Here is a 22,550-nt window from a genome sequence, read left to right on the forward strand (position 1 = left end):
ACTACGCAGACGCGGACACGAATTCCACTAACGCGACACCGTCTGCGACCAGGTCGCCTTCGGCCACCAGATAGGCCTGCACGGTGCCGTCGGCAGGTGCATGCAGGGTGTGCTCCATCTTCATGGCTTCCAGCACCACCAGGGCCTGGCCACGGCGGACCGGCTCGCCGAGCTGCGCAACCAGCGCGACCACGCGGCCTGGCATGGGTGCGGTGAGGCCACCTTCGGCCTGCGCCGGTTGCTCGGCTTCGACCAGGGCATCGTGATGTTGGAAATGCGCGCGCTGCGCGCCACTGAGCACGGTGATGGCAGCACCATCGCGCAGTATCTGCGCGCGCCATTGGCGGCCATCCATGTCCACACGCAGGTGCTCGCCGTGTGCGTGATAGCGCAGCGTGTGGGTTTGATCGGCACTGTCCACCTGCCAGCCATCGGCGGTGGGCCGCACCGCCAGTGTGCGGCGCTCGCCTGCGGCTTCCAGCACCAGCGTACGCGCGGCATGTGCGCCGATGCGCCAGCCATCCGCGAGTTGCCACGGCGAGAACGGGTCGGCCGGGTCGGCGGCGGCGTGCGGTGCGGCTTCGGCCAGCAGCACCGCGGCCAGGCACCACCATGCCATGGGCGGCGGCTGCGGCGCGGGAAACAGCGCCGCCTGCTCGCGTTCGATCAGGGCAGTGTCCAGGTCGGCAGTCGCAAACGCCTGCGTGCTGACCAGCCGCGCCAGGAACGCGCTGTTGGTGGTCACCCCGATCGCATGGCAGTGCGCCAATGCCTCACGCATGCGCGCCAGCGCGGCCGGGCGGTCGTGATCCCAGACGATCAGCTTGGCGATCATCGGGTCGTAGTACGGGCTGATGGTGTCGCCCTGTTCCACACCGGCATCGATGCGCACATGCGCGCTCGCGGCCGGCAGGCGCAGTTGCCGCAAGGTGCCGGTGGAAGGCAGGAAGCCGCGGTCGGCATCTTCTGCGTACAGGCGCGCTTCCAGGGCATGGCCATGGATGCGCAATTCGTCCTGGCGCTTGGGCAGCGGCAGGCCGGCGGCCACGCGCAGCTGCCAGTCCACCAAATCGGTGCCGGTGATCAGCTCGGTGACCGGGTGCTCCACCTGCAGCCGGGTGTTCATTTCCATGAAATAAAAATCGCCGTCCGGCCCGGCGATGAATTCCACCGTGCCGGCGCCCACGTAGCCCACCGCACGTGCGGCATCCACTGCCGCCTTGCCCATCGCCGCGCGGCGCTGTTCGGTCATGCCCGGTGCGGGGGCTTCTTCCAGCACTTTCTGATGGCGGCGTTGCACCGAGCAGTCGCGTTCGAACAGATGAACCACCGCGCCATGCGTATCGGCGAACACCTGGATCTCGATGTGCCGCGGGCGCTCGACGTATTTTTCCACCAGCACATGCGCATTGCCGAACGCCGATTGCGCTTCGCGCTGACAGCTGGCCAACGCGTCTTCGAATGCTGCGCTGGCATCCACGCGGCGCATGCCCTTGCCGCCGCCGCCGGCGCTGGCCTTGATCAGCACCGGGTAGCCGATCGCATCGGCCTGTGCGCGCAGAAACGCGGGTGCTTGCTCGTCGCCGTGATAGCCCGGCGTCAGTGGCACGCCGGCGCGCTGCATCAGCGCCTTGGCAGCGCTCTTGTCGCCCATCGCGCGGATCGCCTGCGCGGGCGGGCCGATGAACACCACCCCTGCCTGCGCGCAGGCGTCGGCAAACCCGGCGTTTTCCGATAAAAACCCGTAGCCGGGATGGATCGCCTGCGCACCGCTGGCGCGTGCTGCGGCAAGGATGGCGTCGCCGCGCAGGTAGCTTTGCTGCGCCGGTGACGCACCGATATGGATCGCTTCATCGGCCAGGCGCACGTGGCGCGCGTCGCGGTCGGCATCCGAATACACCGCCACGGTGGCGATGCCCAGGCGGCGGCAGGTGGCGATGACGCGGCAGGCGATTTCACCGCGGTTGGCGATCAGCACTTTGTCGAAATACGGCTGGCAGGTGCCAGTGATGGAGGCGTGCTGGGGCATGTCGTGCTGGGTCATGTCAAAGCTCTCTGCACGCCGCCGTGGTGGCGGGTGGAAGGACGAAGAAAAAACAACCGCTGCGGCAGGTCACTGCCCATCACGGCGCACCCCAAAGCTGCATCGTTGCACTGCACTGCACTGCACAGGCGCGACGCTGTGTGCGCACGCACGTGGAGCGCTGCCGCCGCAGCCGAAAACACACCTGCGTGTATCCACGCGCAACCTGTCGTTTCGGCAAGGCCGGCGCGCCGCATCTGCATCACATCCGGAACACGCCGAAGCGCGTGGCTTCGATCGGCGCATTCAAGGCCGCCGACAACCCAAGGCCCAACACGCGGCGGGTATCGGCCGGGTCGATGATGCCGTCATCCCACAGGCGCGCGCTGGCGTAATACGGGTGGCCTTGCTGTTCGAACTGCGCACGGATCGGCGACTTGAAGGCCTCTTCGTCGTCGCCCGACCACGCGCCGCCCTTGGCTTCGATGCCATCGCGCCGCACGGTTGCCAACACGCTGGCAGCCTGTTCGCCGCCCATCACGCCGATCCGCGCATTCGGCCACATCCATAAAAAGTTGGGCGAATACGCGCGGCCGCACATGCCGTAATTGCCGGCGCCGAACGAGCCGCCGATCACCACGGTGAACTTGGGCACCTTGGCGCAGGCCACGGCCATCACCAGCTTGGCGCCATCCTTGGCGATGCCGCCGTGCTCGTATTTGCGGCCCACCATGAAGCCGGTGATGTTCTGCAGGAACACCAGCGGAATGCCACGCTGCGTGCACAGCTCGATGAAGTGCGCACCCTTGAGCGCGGACTCGGAAAACAGGATGCCATTGTTGGCGATGATGCCAACCGGGTATCCATGCAGGTGCGCAAACCCGGTCACCAGGGTGCTGCCGTAGCGCGGCTTGAATTCGTCCAGGCGCGAGTCGTCCACGATGCGCGCGATCACTTCGCGCACGTCGTAGGGCTTGCGTGTATCGGCGGGAATCACGCCATACAGCTCGTCGGCGGCATGCCGCGGCGGCAGCGGTGCCTGCACCGCCATGGAGGGCGCCGGCTTGCGCCAGTTGAGTTGCGCAATGATCGCGCGCACCCGCGCCAGGGCCTGCAGATCGTTGTCGGCGAAATGATCGGCCACCCCGGAAATGCGTGTGTGCACATCTGCACCGCCCAATTCTTCAGCGCTGACTTCTTCACCAGTGGCGGCTTTGACCAGGGGCGGGCCGCCGAGGAAGATGGTGCCTTGCTCGCGCACGATCACCGTTTCATCGCTCATGGCCGGCACGTACGCACCGCCCGCAGTGCACGAGCCCATCACGCAGGCGATCTGCGGGATGCCTTGCGCAGATAGATTGGCCTGGTTGTAGAAGATGCGGCCGAAGTGATCGCGGTCCGGGAAGACCTCGTCCTGCAGCGGCAGGAACGCGCCGCCGGAGTCGACCAGATAGATGCACGGCAACCGGTTTTGCTGCGCAATTTCCTGTGCCCGCAAATGCTTCTTTACCGTCATCGGGTAATAGGTGCCGCCCTTGACGGTGGCATCGTTGGCCACGATCACGCATTCCACTCCGGACACGCGGCCAATGCCGGCCACCACGCCGGCGCAGGGCACCTGATCGTCGTACATGCCATGCGCAGCCAGCGGCGCAATTTCCAGCAGGGCACTGCCCGGATCCAGCAATGCATCGATGCGCGCACGCACCAGCAATTTGCCGCGCGCGGTGTGCTTGGCACGGGCTGCCTCGCTGCCACCCAGCGCGGTGCGCGCCAGCGTGGCACGCAAGTCCTCGACCACCGCGCGCATCGCTGCCGCGTTGTGCTGGAAGCTCTCGCCGCCCACCTGCAGCTGGCTGTTGATCAGGCTCATGATGGCTCCGTCAGGCAGTGCGTTCGAACAACTCGCGGCCGATCAGCATGCGCCGGATTTCCGAAGTGCCGGCGCCAATCTCGTAAAGCTTGGCATCGCGCCACAATCGCCCGGTGGGGTACTCGTTGATGTAGCCGTTGCCGCCCAGCACCTGGATCGCCTGGCCGGTGAGCCAGGTGGCCTTTTCGGCGGCATACAGGATCGCGCCAGCCGCATCCTGGCGCGTGGTGCGGCCGGCATCGCAGGCGCGCGCCACGGCATAGACGTACGCACGGCACGCGTTGAGCCCCACGTACATGTCGGCCAGCTTGGCCTGCATCAGCTGGAAGGTGCCGATCGGCTCGCCGAACTGCTTGCGCTCGTGCACGTACGGCAGCACCACGTCCATGGCCGCGGCCATCAACCCGAGTGGTCCACCGGCCAGCACCACGCGTTCGAAATCCAGCCCCGACATCAACACACGTACGCCGCCGTTAAGCGTGCCCAGCACGTTCTCGGCCGGCACTTCGCAATCGGTGAACACCAGCTCGCAGGTGTTGGAGCCGCGCATGCCGAGCTTGTCGAGCTTTTGCGCGGTGGAAAACCCGGGCATGCCCTTTTCGACGATGAAGGCGGTGATGCCGCGCGCACCGGCGCTGGGGTCGGTCTTGGCGTACACCACCAGCACATCGGCATCGGGGCCATTGGTGATCCACATCTTGTTGCCGTTGAGTACAAAGCGGTCGCCGCGTGCTTCGGCGCGCAGCTTCATCGACACCACGTCCGAGCCCGAACCGGCCTCGCTCATCGCCAGTGCGCCGACGTGCTCACCGGTGCACAGCTTGGGCAGGTAGCGCTGTTTCTGTTCGTGGGTGGCGTTCTTGCGCAGCTGGTTGAGGCACAGGTTGGAGTGCGCGCCGTAGGACAGCCCGATCGCACCGCCAGCACGCGAAATTTCTTCCATCGCCACCACGTGCGCCAGGTAGCCCATGCCGCTGCCGCCGTATGCTTCTTCGACGGTCAGGCCCAGTAGGCCCTGCTCACCGAACAGCCGCCACAGCTGCGCGGGGAAGACGTTGTCGTGATCGGCCGCCGCGGCGAGCGGGGCGATATGGTGGCTGGCGAAGGCGGCCACGCTTTCGCGCAGCAGATCGATGTCTTCGCCAAGCTCGAAATTCAAGGACGGCACATGCATGAAACGGCTCCGCTAAGGATCGGGACGTGCCGGTGGGAGCGGGCAGGGCCGCGCGGCGTGGTGACCAGCGTAACGGCCCTGATTGAAGAAGTGAACTAAAATTCAACTATTGAACCCGAACTCATCTCATGGCTTATCGACGCTCCGCCCTGATGGAAGAACGCCTGGCCGGCAACCGCGAACGCATCCTGCACGCGGCCCGTGCCCTGATTGCCGAGGGCGGTTACCGCAATGCGCCGGTCACCGCCGTGGCCGCAGCTGCCGGGGTCTCCACCGGGCAGATTTACCGGCATTTCCCTTCCAAAGCTGACTTGTTCGTAGAAGTTTTGAATGCCGCCGTCCAGCATGAAATGGGCATCCTGCGCGCCATCAGCGCCGAGCCAGTGAGTGCGGCCGAGCGCCTGCGCAAGGCGATTGCCGCCTTCGTGCGGCGCGCGCTGGCCGGCCCGGCGCTGGCGTATGCCTTCATCGCCGAGCCGGTGGAAGGCGAGGTGGATGCCGAGCGCATCCGCGGTCGGCGCCTGTTCGGCGAGGTCTTTCGCCAGCTGCTGGCCGAAGGCGTGGCGGCCGGCGAGTTTCCCGAGCAATCACTGGACGCCGCCGCGGCCTGCATCGTCGGCGCCTTCACCGAGGCGCTGGTCGGCCCGGTGGCGCCCAGCCGGCACGACCCGCAGCAGGGCGAGCAGCTGGTCGAGGCCATCTGCGGTTTCTGCCTGCGGGCGGTGGGAGCGCGCGGGCCGGGCTGACAGCGCACTGACTGTGCCGCGGCTGTGCTTCACAAGTGCGTTTTGCTGTGCATATACTGTGCAATCACCTTGCCGGAGCCGCGCGATGGTCGCTGTCCTCAATCCCCTGGCCCTGACCGAACGCCTACGCGTGCCGGACCGGACCATCCTCTCGCCATCGGCGATGGCCGGCCTGCTGGATCTCTCCCAACAGGAACTGGCCGAACTCGCTGGCGTGCACCGCAACAGCCTGCGGGTGCACCCGGAAAGCCCGCGCGTGCAGGACTTGCTACGCAATCTTTCGCGCCTGCTGGTGGCAATGGCGCAGATCCAGCCCGATGAGCGCCAACTGGTGTTCCACTTGAAAAACACCCCGATCCCGGCGTTCGAATTCGCCACCTTGCTGGAGGTGGTCAAGCAGGGCCGCACCGACGATGCGCTGACCTATCTGCGCACCGTGGCCGCCGGAGCGGCTGGTTGAAGCTGAGCGCCCCGGCGCAGTGCACGTTGTACCGCGCGTTCACCCCGCGCTGGGCGGCCGAGCCGCTGAGCGGCGCCGGCGCGGCGCGCTCGGGTGGACGCTTCAACCGCTTTGGCCAGCCGGCGCTGTATCTGTCGCTGCACCTGGACACCGCCGCTGCCGAGTACGCCCAGGCCGCGCCGTTCCTGCCGCCCTTCACCCTGGTGAGCTATCGCGCCGACTTGCCGGCATTAGCCGATGTACGGCTGCTCGACGCGAGCTGGGATGCGCTGTGGGCCGACTGGACCGATGACTGGCGCAAGGCGCTGGTCAATAAGGTCGAACCGGTCAGCTGGGTGCTTGGCGACCTGCTGCGCGAGGCGGCGATTCCCGGGGTGATCTTTCCCAGCATGGCGCAGCCTGGTGGCGTCAACGTGGCGCTGTTCCTGGACATGCTGCAGCCCGAGCAGGTGTTGCACGTGCTCGACGATGGCCGGCTGCCGCGTGATGGGCGCAGCTGGGCAGATCCGGCGGCGGAACGTCCCCCGGAATAATCCGGCGCTTGGCCCACTTGCTGATCGACACCGTGCGCGACACAGGTCCTGAATTGTTTCGGCGACATGAGCCTGGTGTGGGTCGACCAAGCCTCCCGGCAATTCGGCATTGCCGTACCGCCCGGCGACGTTGCGCTGAGACGCGGCACTGCATGCACAGCGCCATGGCCTAACCACTACGCGCCTTTACCCGGCCAAGGTGTGGCCTGCACGATCGCCATGGCCGTGACGCCTGTGCCATTCGAAGTCACTCAGGCTTTCGCAACCGCTGCGCCGCCGTCTGCAGCAGCGCCACGCGTCAGTGCAGCAGCGCGAACGCCATCCCGGCGACGACAGGTGCAGCAATGGCTGCCGGCAAGATCAGGCCGCGCCGGTACGGCAGCAACCACAGCGACAACACCGCCGCGCCTGCGCTCAGCGTGCCCAGCCAGAGTACGCTGCCGATGCCCCAGCCTTGCGCCGACACCGCCAGCGCAAAGGTGACCAGCAACAGCAGCCATCCCAGCGCGCGCAACTGACGTGAGCGGGTGATGCCCAGCGCACGCCCACGCACCTCGTGCTGGTGTTTTTCCATCGCCAGGCACAAGGCCGCGAAGCCGGAAAAATTCAAGGCCAGCAACAGCACTACGCTCATGCGCCTTCCTGTACCGGCAAGGCGTTTTGCGGCGCAGGCGCGGCTTGCGCGCGGGCCTTGCGTGCCGCGGCGGACTGCGGCGCCTTCCAGTGCTGCAGGCGCCAGCCCGCGATGCCAAGGCACACGCCCAGGCTCAGGCACACCAGATCCACGCCGGCCAATGCCCATTGGCCTGCCGGCACGGTCACGCCGAGGTGCAGGTCGGTGGTCAGCGCGTTGAGCAGCGGCACCAGCGCGAACAAGCCTGCGCCCAGGTACAGCTGCCAGCTCCACATCGCACGCCGCGGCCACACGAAGGCGGCGAGCAAGGCGCCACCCCAGGCGGCGAAGAACAGATGTGCTTCCATCGCTGCACGCGCTTCCAGCGCCACCGGCACCAGCCGGTTGGCCCAGAAAAACGCGGCGAACGCGATCGGCAGGCCGGCCACCGTGCCGATGTTGAGCGCGTCCACCAGGCGCAGCCCGAACCCGATGCGTCCAGCCTTGGCATGCTTGGGGCGTTCTTTCACGGCCCACATCACCACGCCGCTGGCCACCATCAGGCAGCCAAGCAGGCCGGAACCGAAGAACAGCGCGCGCATCCAGCCACCGGCGAAATGGGCGATATGCAGGCCCACCATCACCCCGCGGGTCTGACTGGCGCCGCCGGGCGCACCGCTGTACTGCAGGCGTTGCCCGCTGACGGCGTCATAGAGGATGGACGGCGCATCGTTGGACAGGTCGTCCGCCCGCTGGGTTACACCCACCGCCGCATGCGCATCGTTGGGCAGCGATACCGCCACCGTGCCCACATCGCCCCCACGCCAGTCGCTGCGCGCGCGCGCCACAAACTCCTCCAGCGGCCGCATGCGCGCCGGCGTGCCTGCCGCGGTGCGCGTGTCTGCGACGCGGTTGGCGGACTCTTCGTAGAACCGCATTTCGTTGTCGGGGTACTGCGCCTTGATGCCCCACGGCAGATACATGAACATCAAGGTCACGATGCCGGTGTAGGTGATCATCGCGTGGTATGGCAACGCGGTCACCGCGCTGACGTTATGAAAATCCAGCCACGAACGCAGGCCTTTGCCCGGGCGGAACGTAAAGAAATCCTTGAAGATCTTTTTGTGGGTGATCACGCCGCTGATGATCGCCACCAGCATGAACATCGCGCAGAAGCCGACGATGTAACGCGCCCACACCACCGGCAGGTAATGCAGGTCGAAATGCAGCCGGTAGAAGAAATCCCCGCCCAGCGTGTCGCGCGCGCTGATCGGGTTGCCGGTGGCCGGGTCGATGATGGCGTTGCCATACAGCTCGCGCCGGCTGAGCGTCTTGCCCGGCGGCGGCGCGGGATTCTGCCAATACATGGTCACCACCGGCGTACGCGCATCCGGCAGCGTGATGTTCCAGCTTTGCGCATCGGCCGCGTGCGTTTGCAGATAGCGCTCGGCGCTGCGCATTGCCACCGCGCTGCTGACCGTGGTGGTGGGCAGTTCCGGGCGCATCCAGCGGCTGAGTTCGTCGCGGTAATAACTCGCGGTGCCGCCCATGAAGATCAGCAGCAACACCCAGCCCACCAGCAGCCCGGTCCAGGTGTGCAGCCATGCCATCGATTGGCGAAACCCCTGCTTCATGCCGCGCCCCGTTGCAGCCACGCAGCGGTTGCGAACATGGCCGCGGCCGGCACGCCGATGCCGACCCAGGCGCGCAGCACGCTGGCAGTGGCAAACGCCCACAGCGGCGCGCAGGCACACACCACGATGCCCACCAGCATGCTGGTCAGCACCGCCTCGCTGCGCGGCATCGGCAGCACCACGGCGAGCAGCAGGTTGGTCGCGCTGGCCAGCGCATAGCCACCGCCGATCGCGGCCACGCTGCGCCCAAGCACACCCAGCCAGGGGCGCTTGAACCAGGGAGCGGGCAGGGGCGAAGCCATGGACATGCGCAGGACGGTGGCCGGCTTACTCGGCCAGGAAGGTCAGCGTGGTGATGTGGTGCACCACCGACACCGGCTTGCCGGCGATCTCACGCTTCACCGGCTCCTTGTTGGTCACCACCATGATCTGGCGGCCCGCACGCAGTGTTGGCAGCGTCACCTGGCCCTGTGCATCGGAGGTCAGCGTCTTCTGCCACTTCTGCGGGTCGATCAGGGTGACCTCGGCCTTGGGCAGCGGCTTGTTCCGATACATCACCGTGAACGTCTTGCCGTTGGCGGTGGTTGGGACCAGCTCGAAGTCGAGCTTGGCGCTGGTGCTGCTGCGGCCGGCGCGCGCGTAGTAACTCACCGTCTCGAAGGTCTCGCCTTCGCCCTTCCAAGGTTCGAACACCGCATCGTCCTTCAGCCAGGCATCGCCGGCGCCGGACAGCGGCGCGGTCAGGTATTCGCTGCCGCGCTGCAGGGCACCGGCCTTGCCGGCGGCGCCGAACACGGTCGGCTTGACCACGCGCTTGATTTCGTCCTGGCCGTGGTCGAGGGTTTCCTGCGCCGGCTCACCGAAATAGATGCGGACCGGGCCGTTGCCGTCGCGTTCGATCCAGATCTCGTGAGCCTGTGCAGAGGACAGGCTGAGGCTGGCCACGGCCAGGCAGGACAGCAGGAAGGATTTCATCGGACACCTCGTTGAACGCGGGAGTGAGCGCGCTAACCGCGCCATCGGTGGATGGGAATGATACGCAATTCCCGGAACCGAGACCAATGCACATGCGGCGCTGCGGCATTTTTCGAGCGGCCGCGAGCGTGTCGCAACCTTGGATGCAACGCGTGCCCAGTCATTGCAAGGGGTGTTGCACAGAGCGCGACGCCGGGCGCGCAGAGCGGCGCGAACTGTGCTCTATACTCCGGCGCTAGCAGAGGTCTTCGACCAACAGCCAGGGGTGAGCGCGTGCGGAATTACGACCTCGAGTTCCTGAAAAAATTCTCGATGGTGATTGGCTTGCTGGTAGTGATCACTCTGGGCTTGATCGCCCTGGCGGCCTATCTGCAACGTGCGGTCCCCGATGAAGTGTCGCCCACAGCCGCCAAGCGCCTGCAGCAACGCATTGCGCCGGCCGGCGCGGTCTATGCAGGCACCACCGGCGCCGCGGCGCAGGCCGCCGCCCAGGCTGCGGCACTGGCCAAGGCCTCGTCGCAATCGGCCTACGGCGGCAGCACCGACGGCAAGACCATCTTCGACAACCTGTGCACCGCCTGCCACACCACCGGCGTGGGCAAGGCGCCGACGCTGGACCACTCGCATTGGGACGCGCGGATTGCGCAGGGCAAGGACACGCTCTACAAGCACGCGATCGAGGGCTATACCGGCCCGGATGGCGGCATCATGCCGGCCAAGGGCGGCAACCCCGCGCTCACCGAAGAACAAGTGCGCGCCACCGTGGACTGGATGCTGTCCAACCTGAAATAGGGGCTTTCCGCGCCAAAGCGCCACGTGTCATCGCGCTTTGCATGCTTGGGCTAACGACAGCGGGTGCGTAACATTCGCTGCGGCGGTATCCGCCCGCAGCGATGGCTGGCTCACTGCAACTGCCGTTGTCCTGCCTGCGCCGCCGTCCTGGCGGCGTTTGTGTTTGTCTTCCCTTGAACGTGTGGAGTGTCTCGATGCTGCGTTGTCCGCTTGTCGTGCTGGGCCTGATCGGCCTGTTGGCGCCCGTGTTGTGCCGCGCCGCCGAAGGCGCGCCGCAACGCCTGACCATTGCCGACGTGCAGGGCGAGGACACCCGCAGCCCGTTCGACGGCCGCCTGGTCGAGGTGGAAGGCATCGTCACCGCCGATACGCGCGTGGGTCTGGCGGGCCTGTTCGTGCAACAGCCCGGCACCGAGCCGCGGCGCTCGCACGGGGTGTTCGTGACCGGCGCCGGCGAGGCGCAGGTGGCGGTAGGCGACCGCGTGCGGATCGTGGGCACGGTGCGCGAGGTCGGTGCCGGCGGCGACGCCAGCCTGACCACGCTGCAGGCCACCACGCTCGAGGTGCTGGCCAGCAATCAGCCGGTGCCGGTGCGCATGCTCAGCGGGCCGCCCGCCAACTGGGAAGCACTGGAAGGCGAGCACGTGCGCCTGGCCGCGGTCACGCTCAATGGCAGCGACCGCCTGGCCAGCAACGGCGAGCTGATCGCCGCCTTCGGTGGCCGGTTGTGGCAGCCCAGCGAAGTGGCCGCGGCCGGCACGCCGGCCTTCGCGCAGACCGAAGCCGACAACGCGCGCCGCCGGGTGTTGCTGGACGACGCGCGCAACGGCCGCACGCCAAAGGCCGTGTCCTACCTGCCGGCTGAGGCGAACTTACGTGTGGGCAGCCTGCTCAGGCAGGTCGATGGCATTGTCGATCAGCGCTACGACGGCCAGTACCGCATCCAGGTGCTGGCGCCGCTGACGCTGCCCGCACTGCCTGCGCCGGTGGCACCGCAGGTGGGCGGCGATCTGCGCATCGCCTCGTTCAACCTGGAGAACTTCTTCAACGGCAACGGGCGCGGCGGCGGCTTCCCGACCAAGCGCGGGGCGCGCACGCACGAACAGTTCCAGGCGCAGCTGGCCAAGCTGGTGGCCACCATCGTGCCGCTGCAGGCCGATGTGGCCGCGCTGATGGAACTGGAAAACGACGGCAACGACGGCGACACCGCCGTGGCGCAGCTGGTGGCTGCGCTCAACGCCGCCGGCAAGGACAAAGATTGGCGTTTCGTGGACAGCGGCAGCGGCCCGGGCGATGACGCGATCCGCGTCGGCATCGTGTACCGCAGCACCCAGGTCACCCCGGTCGGCAAACCGGCCACGCTGACCGGCGGGCCGTTCGACAGCCATAGCCGGGTGCCATTGGCGCAAGCGTTCCGCAGCAGCCGCGGTGCGACCTTCGTGGTGGTGGCCAACCACTTCAAGTCCAAGGGCTGCGGCACCGCCAGTGGCGCCGATGCCGATCAGCACGACGGCCAGGCCTGCTGGAATGCCACCCGCACCGAGTCGGCCAAGCGCCTGCACCAGTGGCTGCAGAGCGACCCCACCGGCGCGCAGACCAAGCTGGCCGTGTTGCTGGGCGACTTCAACGCCTATGCGATGGAAACGCCGATGCGCAGCCTGCGCGCCAGCGGCTGGCAGGACGCCTTTGCCGTGGTCGGCGTGAAGCAGCCTTACAGCTACGTCTACGACGGCATGAGCGGCCGCTTGGACCACGCCCTGCTGAGTCCGGCGATGGCCAAGCAGCTGCGTGGCGCAGCGGAATGGCACATCAACGCCGACGCGATGGACGATGCCGGCTATGCCAAGCGCAACCTGCCAGGCCCGTGGCGCAGCTCCGACCACGACCCGGTGCTCTTGGGATTCGCGCTCTGAGCGCACTTCCACGCGCGGCAGCAGCGCGCGCTGCTGATCGCAAACGCTGGCCGATCACCCGCCGGCTGGGTTAGGCCAGCCGGCGGTGCGCCGCGGCCGGCACGCGTGCAGGCTTGCCCAGTGGACCTGCGTATGCGGGCGGGGAGCGGGGTATCGCCGGCCCGGCCTTGCCGAGCCGCAGCGAGCCGATCGCCCAGGGCGTGCCGCGCCTAGCGGGCGCAATGCACATGACGGCGCAAGCGCAGGTTGACTAGGTGGGCGCCGGCCAGCAGCAGGCTGCCGGCGACCGTGACCGGCGTTTCCAGCGCGGTGGCCAATAGCCCGCTGGCGCCCAGCACCAGCCCGGCCAGCCCGAACACCGCCAGCCCCCAGACCGGCGCCGGCAACCGGTGGCGGCGATGGCTGCTCCAGAGCGCGTAGCCACTGAGCGGCACCGCGGCGGTGGCGAAGACCACATGCACCCATTCGGCTTGCTCCCAGCGCCCCAACAGCGGCAGCGCCGCCGCCAGCAGCGGCAGGGCCAGGCAGTGCAGCAGGCACAGGCTGGACAGGGCAATGGCCGAGGTGTCCAGCGCAGACGCAGAGGCGCGCATCGATCGTTCTCTGAAATGGCGAAGTGTTATACAGTAACATTTCTAGCCACGAGAGTTCGCCATGCCTGTCCTCGCTCCCCGCGATTCGCGCCTGCCCGTCACCGTGTTGTCCGGCTTCCTGGGCGCCGGCAAGACCACTTTGCTCAACCGCATCCTGCACAACCGCGAGGGGCTGCGTGTGGCGGTAATCGTCAACGACATGAGCGAGATCAACATCGATGCGCAGCTGTTGCGCGAGGGTGGGGCGGCGCTGCGGCGCACCGACGAGACGCTGGTGGAATTCAGCAATGGCTGCATCTGCTGCACGCTGCGCGACGACCTGCTGCAGGAAGTGAAGCGCCTGGCCAGCGAGCGCCGCTACGACTATCTATTGATCGAATCCACCGGCATCGCCGAGCCAATGCCGGTGGCGGCCACCTTTGCGGTGCGCGATGCCGACGGTTTCAGCCTGTCGGATATCGCCCGGCTCGACACCATGGTGACGGTGGTGGACGGCAGCCGTTTTCTCGAGGATTTCGGCTCTGCAGCCACGCTGGCCGAGCTCGGCCAGCAGGCCGGCCCGGACGATACGCGCGGGCTGGTGCAACTGCTCGGCGACCAGGTGGAGTTCGCCGACGTGTTGGTGATCAGCAAGTGCGATCAAATCGACACGCCGCGTCTGCACCGCCTGCATGCCGTGTTACGTGCGCTCAATCGCGATGCGGCGATCGTCGATGCCGCGCATGGCGAGGTGCCGCTGGGGCAGCTGCTGGACACCGGGCGCTTCGACTTCACCCGCGCGCAGCTGGCACCGGGCTGGATGCAGGAGTTGCGCGGCCAACACACGCCGGAGACCGAGGAATATGGCATCACCAGTTTCGTCTATCGTGCGCGCCGGCCGTTCCACCCGCAGCGCTTCGCACGCATGGTGCAGGACGGCCTGCCGCGGGTGATCCGCAGCAAGGGTTTCTTCTGGCTGGCCAGCCGCATGGACTGGGTGGGCGAATTGTCCAGCGTCGGCGGTGCGACCCAGACCATGGCTGCGGGCTTCTGGTTCGCCGCGCGCCATCGTGTGGATGCGCAGATCATCGGTGAGGCACCGCAGATCCCGATCACGCCGCTGCCGTACACCGACATCGGCTGGCAACGTCAGCAGACCACCTGCTGGAGCGCACCGCTGCCGCAGCTGCACGAAGTGGGCGATGCCAGCGAATACGCCGCGATGCAGCGGCTGTGGCACCCGCTGTGGGGCGATCGCCGGCAGGAACTGGCGGTCATCGGTGTGGAGATGGATGCCCCGCGCACACGTGCCGCACTCGATGCCTGCCTGTTGAGCGACCAGGAACTGCGCCAGGGCCCGGCACACTGGCAGTTGCTGGACGATCCGTTCCCGCATTGGGAGCGGTGACGCCCACGCACAACGCGTGCGAGCTGCGCTGTCGCACCGCGGCTATAACGCCGAGCGCGAGCCCCAGGCAATCAGTGCGATGGCCAGCACCGCCATCGCCAGGCCCAGGCGGTTCCAGCGCGTGGTGCGTTCGCCGAAGACCACGATGCCTACCAGTGCACCCAATGCCACCACGCCGATATTCATGCTGGCGAAGACGGTCGCCGGGCTGTGCGGCAGCGTCTGGTGCGCGCGCACGTAAAACAGGATGTTGCCGAAGTTGAGTACGCCCAGCAGCACGCCTGCGGCGAGATTGCGCAGCTGCAGACGATAGCCGCGGCGCAGGCGTACGCATTGCACGCACAGCAGCAACACGAACGCCAGCGCAAAGCACACCGTCAAGGCCGTCAGCGACGGCGTGCCCGACAGTGCCAGCGATTTGAGCAGGATGTCGATCACCGCAAAGCCCGCCCAGACACCGAGCAGCCACGGCCAGCTGCGCGCTGCGGGTGCATCAACGCTGCCGCTCACCACAGCAGCGCCTGCCCGCGGCCGCTGCACGATGGCGACGATCGCCAACAGGCCCACGCCCAATCCGGCCAGCTTCCAGCCACCGGCGCGTTCGCCGAACACGGTAAACGCCGCCGCCAGCGACAACAGCAGCGACAGCCGCTGCGCCACGTCGGTGCGCACGATGCCAGCCACACGCACCGAGCGTGCCAGCACCAGAAAAATGCCCGGCAACGCGACCGCCAGGCCCAGCAATGCCAGCCACGGTGTGTGCGCGGCGGTGAGGCTGGCAAAGGACGGTTTGAGGATGGCAACGGCCAACGCGCTGGCGGTGGCGTAGTTCCAGGTGATGGCCTGAAACACGTCGATCTGGCGGCGTGGCGCAAGCTTCAGCAGCACCGACACCAGCACACTGCAGACAACGGCAAACAACAAAAAATGCATGGGCAACACAACGATCTGTGCAGGCAGGGCGATGAACGCGGCCGGCGGGGCGGCTATTATGACCGTATGTCCAATCCCCCATTCCCCACCGAATCTTCGACGTTGACGCTCGACGGGCCGGTCGGCCCGCTCGATGTGGCAGTCGACCTGGCCGAGCCGGACGTCACCGCGCAGCCGGTCACCGCCATCGTCTGTCACCCGCTCTCCACCGAGGGCGGCAGCATGCACAACAAGGTCGTGACCATGGCCACGCGCGCGCTGCGCGAGCTTGGCATCACCGTGGTGCGCTTTAATTTCCGCAGCGTCGGCACCTCGGCCGGCAGCTTCGATCACGGCGATGGCGAGCAGGACGATCTGCGCGCCGTTGCCGAGTGGGTGCGTGCACAACGCCCGACCGACACGCTGTGGCTGGCCGGTTTCAGCTTCGGCGCGTATGTCTCGCTGCGTGCGGCCGCCGCGCTCGAACCGCAGGTGCTGATTTCGATCGCGCCGCCGGCCGGGCGCTGGGATTTCAGCGACGTGCAGCCGCCAGCGCACTGGCTGGTGATCCAGGGCGATGCCGACGAGATCGTCGACCCGCAGGCGGTCTATGACTGGCTGGAGACGCTGGACCAGCAGCCCACGCTGGTGCGCATGCCCGATACGAGCCACTTCTTCCACCGCAAATTGATCGACCTGCGCGGTGCGCTTCAGCACGGTGTGCGGCGCTGGCTACCGGCCACGCCCTGAGTGCGACAGCTTGCAGGCGCATTGCCAGACGATGCGCCGTTGAACGGCGCCGGCCACGGCCGGCCCGCGGAGAAACACGATGAGTGAGATGACCCCGTCGCAGCGCTACGCCGCCGGCGTACAACGTGGCGACTGGCGTGCCGATCCTGCGCAGCAGGCGGCCCTGGCCGAGCTGGACCGGATCCACGAAGCACTGGTGGACAGTGCGCAGGAGGGCTGGCTGGATCGGCTGTCGGCGTTCTGGAAAAAACCCGAACCGGTGCGCGGGCTGTATTTCTGGGGCGGCGTGGGGCGCGGCAAGACCTTCCTGGTCGACCTGTTCTACGACGGCCTGCCGATCAAGCAGAAGTACCGCACCCACTTCCATCGTTTCATGCGCGGCGTGCATGAGCGCCTGCGCGAGCATGCCGGGCAGAGCGACCCGCTGGCCAAGATTGCCCAGGAATGGCGCGAGAACCTGCGCGTGCTGGTGCTGGACGAATTCTTCGTCACCGACATTGGGGACGCGATGCTGTTGGCGCGCCTGCTCGAGCGCCTGTTCGCCGAAGGCGTGACGTTGGTGACCACCTCCAACACCGCACCGGAAAACCTGTACGCCAACGGCTTGCAGCGCGACAGCTTCCTGCCGGCGATCAGCTTGCTGCAGAAGTTCTGCGTGGAGCTCTACGCCGAGGGCACCGAGGACTACCGCATGCGGGCGCTGACGCGGTCGCCGGTGTACCGCGCGCCGCTGGATGCGCAGGCCGATGGCTGGCTGGCGCAGCGCTGGGCGGAGTTGAGCGGCAATGCCGAGGCGCGCAGCGGCAACATCGAGATCGAAGCGCGCAAGATCGCCGTGCGTGCGCGTGGCAAGAGCATCGCCTGGTTCGATTTTGCCGCGTTGTGCGAAGGCCCGCGCGGGCCGGCCGACTACATCGAGATCGCCCGCGAATTCACCACCGTGCTGTTGGGCGGCATCCCGCATTTCGACCGCATGAACGAAGACGCCGCCCGCCGCTTCGTCAACCTGATCGACGAGTTGTACGACCGCCACGTCAATCTGGTCTGCACCGCGCAGGACGCACCGCCGGCGTTGTACAGCGGCCAGCGCCTGGCCGGCGCATTCGAGCGCACCGCCTCGCGCCTGATCGAAATGCAGAGCGCCGAATATCTGGCAACCGCGCATCGCGCATGAGTGCGCATATGCGCCCTGCGCCGGGTCGCCACACGATCTGCGTCAGCGAAGATGACTGCGGGCTGGGCCAGTTTGGCGGTGGCGCGTGGTTGAGCGATGCAGCGTTGTGGCCCAGCGATCCATCGACCGGCCGGCCCATGACGCCGATCGTCATGCTGACCGATCTGTTCCTGCCCAGCGTCTGGTTGGCCGACGACATGGCTGTGACGGTCTTCGCGGCGCTGGGCCGCGAAGGCGACGCGTACAACCGGACAGCGCTGCGCACGTTCACCATCCACCAGCAGAGCGAGCTCGAAAAAATCGATGCTGGCCACAGCAAGGTGGTGTTGCACCGACGTGCCGCGCGCGAACTGGTGCGCGACACGGTGATGCTCCCGCGGCATTTTGTGGGACTGCAGCCCTTCGACGAACGCGATGCTGAGGAAGAGGCCGAAGACGCCGACAACGGTGCGGGCATGAGCAAGCAGCTGGGTCGCCCGTGCTGGCTGCAAGATCCCATCCACGAGCATCCGCGTCATTACTTCCTTGCCCAGTTCGTCGAGTCGGACCTGCGTCAGCAGGATCCGGCCTACGATGGCCTCTTCGCCGATGGGACGGGTTACCTGTTTGCGGAACAGCGCGCGAAAGTACTGCGCGAAGGCGATACGGCTGGGTATTTCTTCATCCAGTTCACCTGAGCCCAGCCAAGCCCGGGCACTCGGGCTAGCGCTGCGCCACTAATGCGGTGATAGCCATCCGCGCTGGCATCCTGCGAAAGACGCAGGTGCGCCGACGCACGGCCACCGGATGACGGAGGGCAGGGTGGTGCCGATGTGTGCCCCGATCCACAGCCCCGAGTTTTCCCGAACACAGACACAGGTCCAGTTCGCTTGCAGCCACACCCCAGTAGCTGCGACCAGCCGAATCCTTCATCCAGAAAAATCGCTTGCAATTAAATAGCACGCTATGTAAATTGCAGCCCATGGACACCGCAACGCCCACCACCGATCGCACCAACGCCCTGCTGCAGCTGGACAACCAGCTCTGCTTCGCGCTGTATTCGGCCAACCTGGCGATGCACAAGCTCTACCGCGGGCTGCTGAAGGATCTGGACCTGACCTATCCGCAGTACCTGGTGATGCTGGTGTTGTGGGAAAACGATGGCCGCAGCGTGTCGGAGATCGGCGAGCGGCTGTACCTGGATTCGGCCACGCTGACCCCGCTGCTCAAGCGGCTGGAAAGCGCCGGTCTGCTGACCCGGACCCGGGCCGCGCACGATGAGCGCCAAGTGATCATCGGGCTTACCGATGCCGGCCGCGCGCTGCGCAGCAAGGCGGGCGCGGTGCCGGAACAGGTGTTCTGCGCGTCGGCCTGTTCGCTGCAGGAACTGCGTCAGCTCAAGCAGGAACTGGAAAAGCTGCGCACCAGCCTGGGCGCCGCCTAACCGAGCCACGTGATTTCATTGCGCTGCCCAACATGTAGTGCACGATTTAATAACTCGCTATTCAATGCGCAATCCGCGCTCACTCAGGAGAACCACCATGGCCTCACCCGAAAAAGTCCTCTACACCGCCCACGCCACTGCCACCGGTGGCCGCGAAGGCCGCGCCGTGTCGTCCGACAGCGCCCTGGACGTCAAGCTCTCCACCCCGCGTGAGCTCGGCGGCGCCGGCGGCGATGGCACCAACCCGGAGCAGCTGTTCGCAGCTGGTTATTCGGCCTGCTTCATCGGCGCGATGAAAGCCGTGGCTGCGCAGGACAAGCTCAAGTTGCCGGGCGAGATCAGCATCGACGGCAGCGTCGGTATCGGCCAGATTCCAGGCGGTTTCGGTATCGCGGTGGAGCTGAAGATCGCCGTGCCGGGAATGGAGCCGGCCGAGCTGCAGGCGCTGGTCGACAAGGCCCACCAGGTGTGCCCGTACTCCAATGCCACCCGCGGCAACATCGACGTCACCCTGACGCTGGCCTGATCCTTTCCCGGATATCCCCCATGAAACGCTACGCATCGTTGCTGCTGCTGGGCACGTTGGCGTCGGCAATCGGCGGCGCGCTTGCCGCGCCGACCGGTCCTGCCGCACCGGCCGCTTCCCCGAAAGTCCAGGCCTTCCTGGACGTCCTCAACTCCGCCGGCGGCAAGCCGATGGAGCAACTCACCCCGCAGCAGGCCCGCAAGGTGCTGGTGGACGCGCAGGCTGGCGCAACCCTGCCGGCCGCCGAGGTGACCCGCAAGACGATCACCGTCGATGGCAAGCCGCTCGGGCTGGTGGTGGTCAAGCCGCCGGGCAGTGCCGGCAAGACGTTGCCGGTGTTCATGTTTTTCCACGGCGGCGGTTGGGTGCTGGGCGATTTCCCCACCCATGAGCGGTTGATCCGCGATCTGGTGCGGGCCTCGGGTGCGGCAGCGGTGTATGTGGACTACAGCCCTTCGCCGGAGGCGCGCTATCCGGTGGCGATCCACCAGGCCTATGCCGCGACCAAATGGGTGGCTGCGCACGGTGCCGAGATCGGCGTGGACGGCACGCGGTTGGCGCTGGTGGGCAACAGCGTCGGCGGCAACATGGCGGCCTCGGTCGCCCTGCAGGCCAAGGCGGCGGGCATCCCGGCCATCCGCTATGAAGTGCTTCTATGGCCGGTGACCGATGCCGCGTTCGATAACGGCTCTTACCAGCAGTTTCAGCAGGGTTATTTCCTCAGCCGCAACATGATGCGCTGGTTCTGGGACAGTTACACCACCGACCCGGCGCAGCGCCGCGAGATCTACGCCTCGCCATTGCAGGCCAGCGTAGAACAGCTCAAGGGCTTGCCGCCGACCTTGATCCAGACCGCCGAACTGGATGTCTTGCGCGACGAAGGCGAAGCCTACGGCCGCAAGCTCGACCAGGCCGGCGTGGAGGTGACCGTGACCCGCTACAACGGCCTGATTCACGACTACGGCTTGCTCAACGCACTCAGCGATGTGCCGGCCGTCCGTACCGCGATCCGTCAGGCCGGCGACGCGTTGCAGCAGCACCTGGCCAACTAAGCACAGGTGTTGCTGGACTGTCAGGAACACACGCCCGCTGCAGCTGCAGTGGGCGTGCTGCATCCTGGTGTCTGCGCATCACCCATCCTCTGCGTGCCGGTGAACACACTGCGCACGGTATGCCTCCACGTCGGCCGTGTGCTGGCAGGCGCACACAGACTCGCGGCACACTGATGCAATGACTGCCGCACTCGCACGCCAACCCGGTTCTTGCATCTCTGCATTCGCCCTGTGCGGCGCGGCACGCAGATGACCACCGATCGTCCCACGCTATTGCTGCTGCCCGGCCTGCTCAACGATGCCGAGTTATGGCATGCGCAACGCGCAGACCTGGCCGATGTGGCCGACTGCGTGGTCGGCGATCTCACTCACGGTGACAGCCTGTCTGCGCTGGCCACGCAGCTGCTCGCACAGATGCCACCACAGTTCGCCCTGGCAGGCTTCTCTTTGGGTGGCTACGTGGCGCAGGAACTCCTGCGGATCGCACCCGAGCGAGTGGAGCGACTGGCCTTGCTGGACACCTCGGCGCGTGCCGATTCTCCCGAGCGGGCCGCGCAACGCCGCGCGCAGGAAGCCAGCGTGCGTGCGGGCAGCACCTTCGTCGGCTTTGGCGAGCGGCTGATGCGGCAGTACGTGCATCCCTCGCGCTGGCAGGATGCGGCGCTGCTGGCACGCGTGCGTGACATGACCCAGCGCCTGGGCGTGGAGGTGTTCCTGCGTCAGAACCGGCTGGAGCGCGAGGACGGACGCGCGCTGTTGCGTGCCTACACGCGTCCGGTGCTGGTGCTGTGCGGGCAGGACGATGTCATCACCCCGCTGGCGCTGCATGAGGAAATGGCAGCGCTGGCACCGCACGCGCAACTGGTGCAGGTGCCCGAGTGCGGGCATCTGTCGCCGCTGGAACAACCGCAGGCGGTGACGGCTGCATTGCGTGCGTGGCTGCTTGCCTGAGTGCGGAGGCGTGTGCCCGCACGTGCTACCGCACGCGGGGCTCGCTGCAACAGGCAGGAGCGCTGTCAGTGTCGCTGCGCGGATCAAGCCATCGAAGATATCAGCCGGTGCGCGTGCCGTGCCGAACCACGCGCCTGTCAGTGCCCGGCCGCAGCGATCACGCTGCTGCTAGCGGGTGCGTCGTCCTGGCCCGGCGGCAGAGTGTGCGGCGTCTCCGGCCGCGTCACTTCCAGCAGCTGCAATGGCTTGCCGTCGAAGCGGTAGTCCAGCGCCTGTTGCAGTGCGTACAGCGCCTGCACCTGGGTGCACAGCGCCTTTGCCTGGGCTTCCAGCACCTCACTGCGTGCGCGTAACTGCTGATCCATGCGGGCGTCCAACTGGGCGCTACGCCGTTCCAATGCGTCGGTGCGGCCGGTGACCACGGTCCACAGCACGCTGCGAGTGAGGCTGCCGGCCAGCGCTTCGGCGGCGTGCTCCACGCTGGCTTCGAACCGCGCATCGAATAGTTCCTGCTCCCAGCGCCCGCGCCCCAGGGTGTCCTCCACCTGGGCCAGCGCGGTGCCGCGCAGGCGCTCGACCTTGCGTGCCTGGCGGGCACTGCCGGTGAGCATCTGCACCACGCCACCGAGCGCATCGAAGCTCAGGTCCACCACCGAGCGCGCAATGGCGGTGATCGCCGGCATCAAGGCCCGGGTGCCGTGCTCCAGCGCGCGCAGGCGCTGCGCATCGGCATCGCTGACCGGCTGCGGCCGGTGGTCCACATTCAGTTCGCCACCATGGAAAAAGATCTCCCGCGGTGCGCCCTGTTTGCGGCGCAGCCAGATGCCGCCGGTATCGGCCAACACGTCGTAGGAGGTGCTAAGAGCAGTTATCAAAACTACTGCGCAGCCGTCAGGCGGGCGCGGCCGGTGCTCGGAATCGGCATGTACCCACTTACACTCCGGTTCCTCCGCGCCGTCCGCACCCACCTGACGACTGCTCGCTACGTTTTGTTAGCCGCTCTGATGCCGCACTGCTGGGCCGATAGCTGCGGCTTGGGCGTGTCT

22 protein-coding genes, 1 other RNA gene and 1 pseudogene are annotated in these 22,550 nt (G+C 67.0%); 14 read left to right on the forward strand and 10 right to left on the reverse strand.

The window, feature by feature from the left end:
• Position 1: 1 nt before the first annotated feature.
• The 3 genes from QRM89_RS06515 to QRM89_RS06525 form a co-directional block, all read right to left on the reverse strand.
• Positions 2–2,029 (reverse strand): acetyl/propionyl/methylcrotonyl-CoA carboxylase subunit alpha, encoded by a 2,028-nt coding sequence (locus QRM89_RS06515; RefSeq protein WP_285447635.1) that lies wholly within the window; start codon positions 2,027–2,029, stop codon positions 2–4.
• A gap of 256 nt (positions 2,030–2,285) precedes the next feature.
• Positions 2,286–3,896 (reverse strand): carboxyl transferase domain-containing protein, encoded by a 1,611-nt coding sequence (locus tag QRM89_RS06520; protein ID WP_285447574.1) that lies wholly within the window; start codon positions 3,894–3,896, stop codon positions 2,286–2,288.
• Positions 3,897–3,906: 10 nt separating this feature from the next.
• Positions 3,907–5,070 carry an isovaleryl-CoA dehydrogenase gene (locus QRM89_RS06525; protein WP_115529656.1) on the reverse strand — a complete coding sequence of 388 codons (1,164 nt, stop codon included), beginning with the start codon at positions 5,068–5,070 and terminating at the stop codon, positions 3,907–3,909.
• A 128-nt stretch (positions 5,071–5,198) separates the two neighbouring features.
• Between QRM89_RS06525 and QRM89_RS06530 the strand changes: the two genes are divergently transcribed.
• From QRM89_RS06530 to QRM89_RS06540, 3 genes are all read left to right on the forward strand, one after another.
• Positions 5,199–5,816, forward strand: coding sequence for a TetR/AcrR family transcriptional regulator (locus tag QRM89_RS06530; RefSeq protein WP_012437051.1), 618 nt, complete (start codon positions 5,199–5,201; stop codon positions 5,814–5,816).
• Between the two features lie 85 nt (positions 5,817–5,901).
• Positions 5,902–6,276 (forward strand): hypothetical protein, encoded by a 375-nt coding sequence (locus tag QRM89_RS06535; RefSeq protein WP_014509401.1) that lies wholly within the window; start codon positions 5,902–5,904, stop codon positions 6,274–6,276.
• On the forward strand, positions 6,273–6,809 hold the full coding sequence (locus tag QRM89_RS06540) for an RES family NAD+ phosphorylase (protein WP_011035504.1): 537 nt from the start codon (positions 6,273–6,275) through the stop codon (positions 6,807–6,809). The genes QRM89_RS06535 and QRM89_RS06540 overlap by 4 nt, the downstream gene beginning before the upstream one ends.
• Positions 6,810–7,107: 298 nt before the next feature.
• Here QRM89_RS06540 and QRM89_RS06545 read toward each other — a convergent pair whose 3' ends face one another.
• From QRM89_RS06545 to QRM89_RS06560, 4 genes are read right to left on the reverse strand one after another with little or no spacing between them, the layout of a single operon-like run.
• The gene (locus QRM89_RS06545; protein ID WP_259177353.1) at positions 7,108–7,443 is read right to left on the reverse strand and encodes a DUF3325 domain-containing protein; all 336 of its coding nucleotides are present in this window, start codon (positions 7,441–7,443) and stop codon (positions 7,108–7,110) included.
• Positions 7,440–9,056, reverse strand: coding sequence for a PepSY-associated TM helix domain-containing protein (locus tag QRM89_RS06550; RefSeq protein WP_285447575.1), 1,617 nt, complete (start codon positions 9,054–9,056; stop codon positions 7,440–7,442). Before QRM89_RS06550 ends, QRM89_RS06545 begins: the two co-directional genes overlap by 4 nt.
• Positions 9,053–9,364 carry a DUF3649 domain-containing protein gene (locus tag QRM89_RS06555; protein ID WP_285447576.1) on the reverse strand — a complete coding sequence of 104 codons (312 nt, stop codon included), beginning with the start codon at positions 9,362–9,364 and terminating at the stop codon, positions 9,053–9,055. The genes QRM89_RS06550 and QRM89_RS06555 overlap by 4 nt, the downstream gene beginning before the upstream one ends.
• A 19-nt stretch (positions 9,365–9,383) precedes the next feature.
• Positions 9,384–10,031 (reverse strand): DUF4198 domain-containing protein, encoded by a 648-nt coding sequence (locus tag QRM89_RS06560; protein ID WP_285447577.1) that lies wholly within the window; start codon positions 10,029–10,031, stop codon positions 9,384–9,386.
• Between the two features lie 273 nt (positions 10,032–10,304).
• Here QRM89_RS06560 and QRM89_RS06565 point away from each other — a divergent pair, with 273 nt between their 5' ends.
• On the forward strand, positions 10,305–10,823 hold the full coding sequence (locus QRM89_RS06565; protein WP_011035509.1) for a c-type cytochrome: 519 nt from the start codon (positions 10,305–10,307) through the stop codon (positions 10,821–10,823).
• A 194-nt stretch (positions 10,824–11,017) separates the two neighbouring features.
• The gene (locus QRM89_RS06570; RefSeq protein ID WP_285447578.1) at positions 11,018–12,736 is read left to right on the forward strand and encodes an ExeM/NucH family extracellular endonuclease; all 1,719 of its coding nucleotides are present in this window, start codon (positions 11,018–11,020) and stop codon (positions 12,734–12,736) included.
• A gap of 209 nt (positions 12,737–12,945) precedes the next feature.
• Here the strand turns inward: QRM89_RS06570 and QRM89_RS06575 are convergent, their stop codons facing one another.
• The gene (locus QRM89_RS06575; RefSeq protein ID WP_285447579.1) at positions 12,946–13,329 is read right to left on the reverse strand and encodes a MerC domain-containing protein; all 384 of its coding nucleotides are present in this window, start codon (positions 13,327–13,329) and stop codon (positions 12,946–12,948) included.
• Positions 13,330–13,390: 61 nt separating this feature from the next.
• On the opposite strand from QRM89_RS06575, the gene QRM89_RS06580 reads away from it, so the two are divergent.
• Complete coding sequence (locus QRM89_RS06580) at positions 13,391–14,716, forward strand: GTP-binding protein (protein ID WP_285447580.1); 1,326 nt, start codon at positions 13,391–13,393, stop codon at positions 14,714–14,716.
• A 42-nt stretch (positions 14,717–14,758) separates the two neighbouring features.
• On the opposite strand, the gene QRM89_RS06585 is transcribed toward QRM89_RS06580, so the two are convergent.
• The gene (locus QRM89_RS06585) at positions 14,759–15,649 is read right to left on the reverse strand and encodes an EamA/RhaT family transporter (protein ID WP_285447581.1); all 891 of its coding nucleotides are present in this window, start codon (positions 15,647–15,649) and stop codon (positions 14,759–14,761) included.
• Positions 15,650–15,715: 66 nt separating this feature from the next.
• Between QRM89_RS06585 and QRM89_RS06590 the strand changes: the two genes are divergently transcribed.
• The 7 genes from QRM89_RS06590 to QRM89_RS06620 all read left to right on the forward strand — a co-directional run bounded on the left by QRM89_RS06590 (position 15,716) and on the right by QRM89_RS06620 (position 21,504).
• A complete protein-coding gene (locus QRM89_RS06590) occupies positions 15,716–16,378 on the forward strand; it encodes an alpha/beta hydrolase (protein WP_050911859.1) in 663 nt (220 codons plus the stop codon).
• A gap of 79 nt (positions 16,379–16,457) precedes the next feature.
• Entirely contained in the window at positions 16,458–17,552 is a 1,095-nt protein-coding gene (gene zapE, locus QRM89_RS06595; RefSeq protein WP_285447582.1) for a cell division protein ZapE, read from the forward strand.
• A 137-nt stretch (positions 17,553–17,689) separates the two neighbouring features.
• The gene (locus tag QRM89_RS06600) at positions 17,690–18,229 is read left to right on the forward strand and encodes a hypothetical protein (protein ID WP_225043229.1); all 540 of its coding nucleotides are present in this window, start codon (positions 17,690–17,692) and stop codon (positions 18,227–18,229) included.
• 284 nt (positions 18,230–18,513) lie between these two features.
• On the forward strand, positions 18,514–18,975 hold the full coding sequence (locus QRM89_RS06605) for a MarR family transcriptional regulator (RefSeq protein ID WP_285447583.1): 462 nt from the start codon (positions 18,514–18,516) through the stop codon (positions 18,973–18,975).
• Positions 18,976–19,072: 97 nt separating this feature from the next.
• A complete protein-coding gene (locus QRM89_RS06610; RefSeq protein WP_011035519.1) occupies positions 19,073–19,501 on the forward strand; it encodes an organic hydroperoxide resistance protein in 429 nt (142 codons plus the stop codon).
• 20 nt (positions 19,502–19,521) lie between these two features.
• The gene (locus QRM89_RS06615; RefSeq protein ID WP_285447584.1) at positions 19,522–20,553 is read left to right on the forward strand and encodes an alpha/beta hydrolase; all 1,032 of its coding nucleotides are present in this window, start codon (positions 19,522–19,524) and stop codon (positions 20,551–20,553) included.
• Positions 20,554–20,802: 249 nt separating this feature from the next.
• The gene (locus tag QRM89_RS06620; protein ID WP_285447585.1) at positions 20,803–21,504 is read left to right on the forward strand and encodes an alpha/beta fold hydrolase; all 702 of its coding nucleotides are present in this window, start codon (positions 20,803–20,805) and stop codon (positions 21,502–21,504) included.
• A 137-nt stretch (positions 21,505–21,641) separates the two neighbouring features.
• On the opposite strand, the pseudogene QRM89_RS06625 reads toward QRM89_RS06620, so the two are convergent.
• A pseudogene (locus QRM89_RS06625) lies at positions 21,642–22,364 on the reverse strand (DUF2884 family protein); the annotation flags it as partial.
• Positions 22,365–22,427: 63 nt separating this feature from the next.
• On the opposite strand from QRM89_RS06625, the gene QRM89_RS06630 reads away from it, so the two are divergent.
• Positions 22,428–22,502: non-coding RNA, sX9 sRNA (locus tag QRM89_RS06630), on the forward strand.
• Positions 22,503–22,550: the final 48 nt, after the last annotated feature.

Source organism: Xanthomonas sp. LMC-A-07 (assembly GCF_030208825.1).
Taxonomy (GTDB): domain Bacteria; phylum Pseudomonadota; class Gammaproteobacteria; order Xanthomonadales; family Xanthomonadaceae; genus Xanthomonas; species Xanthomonas campestris.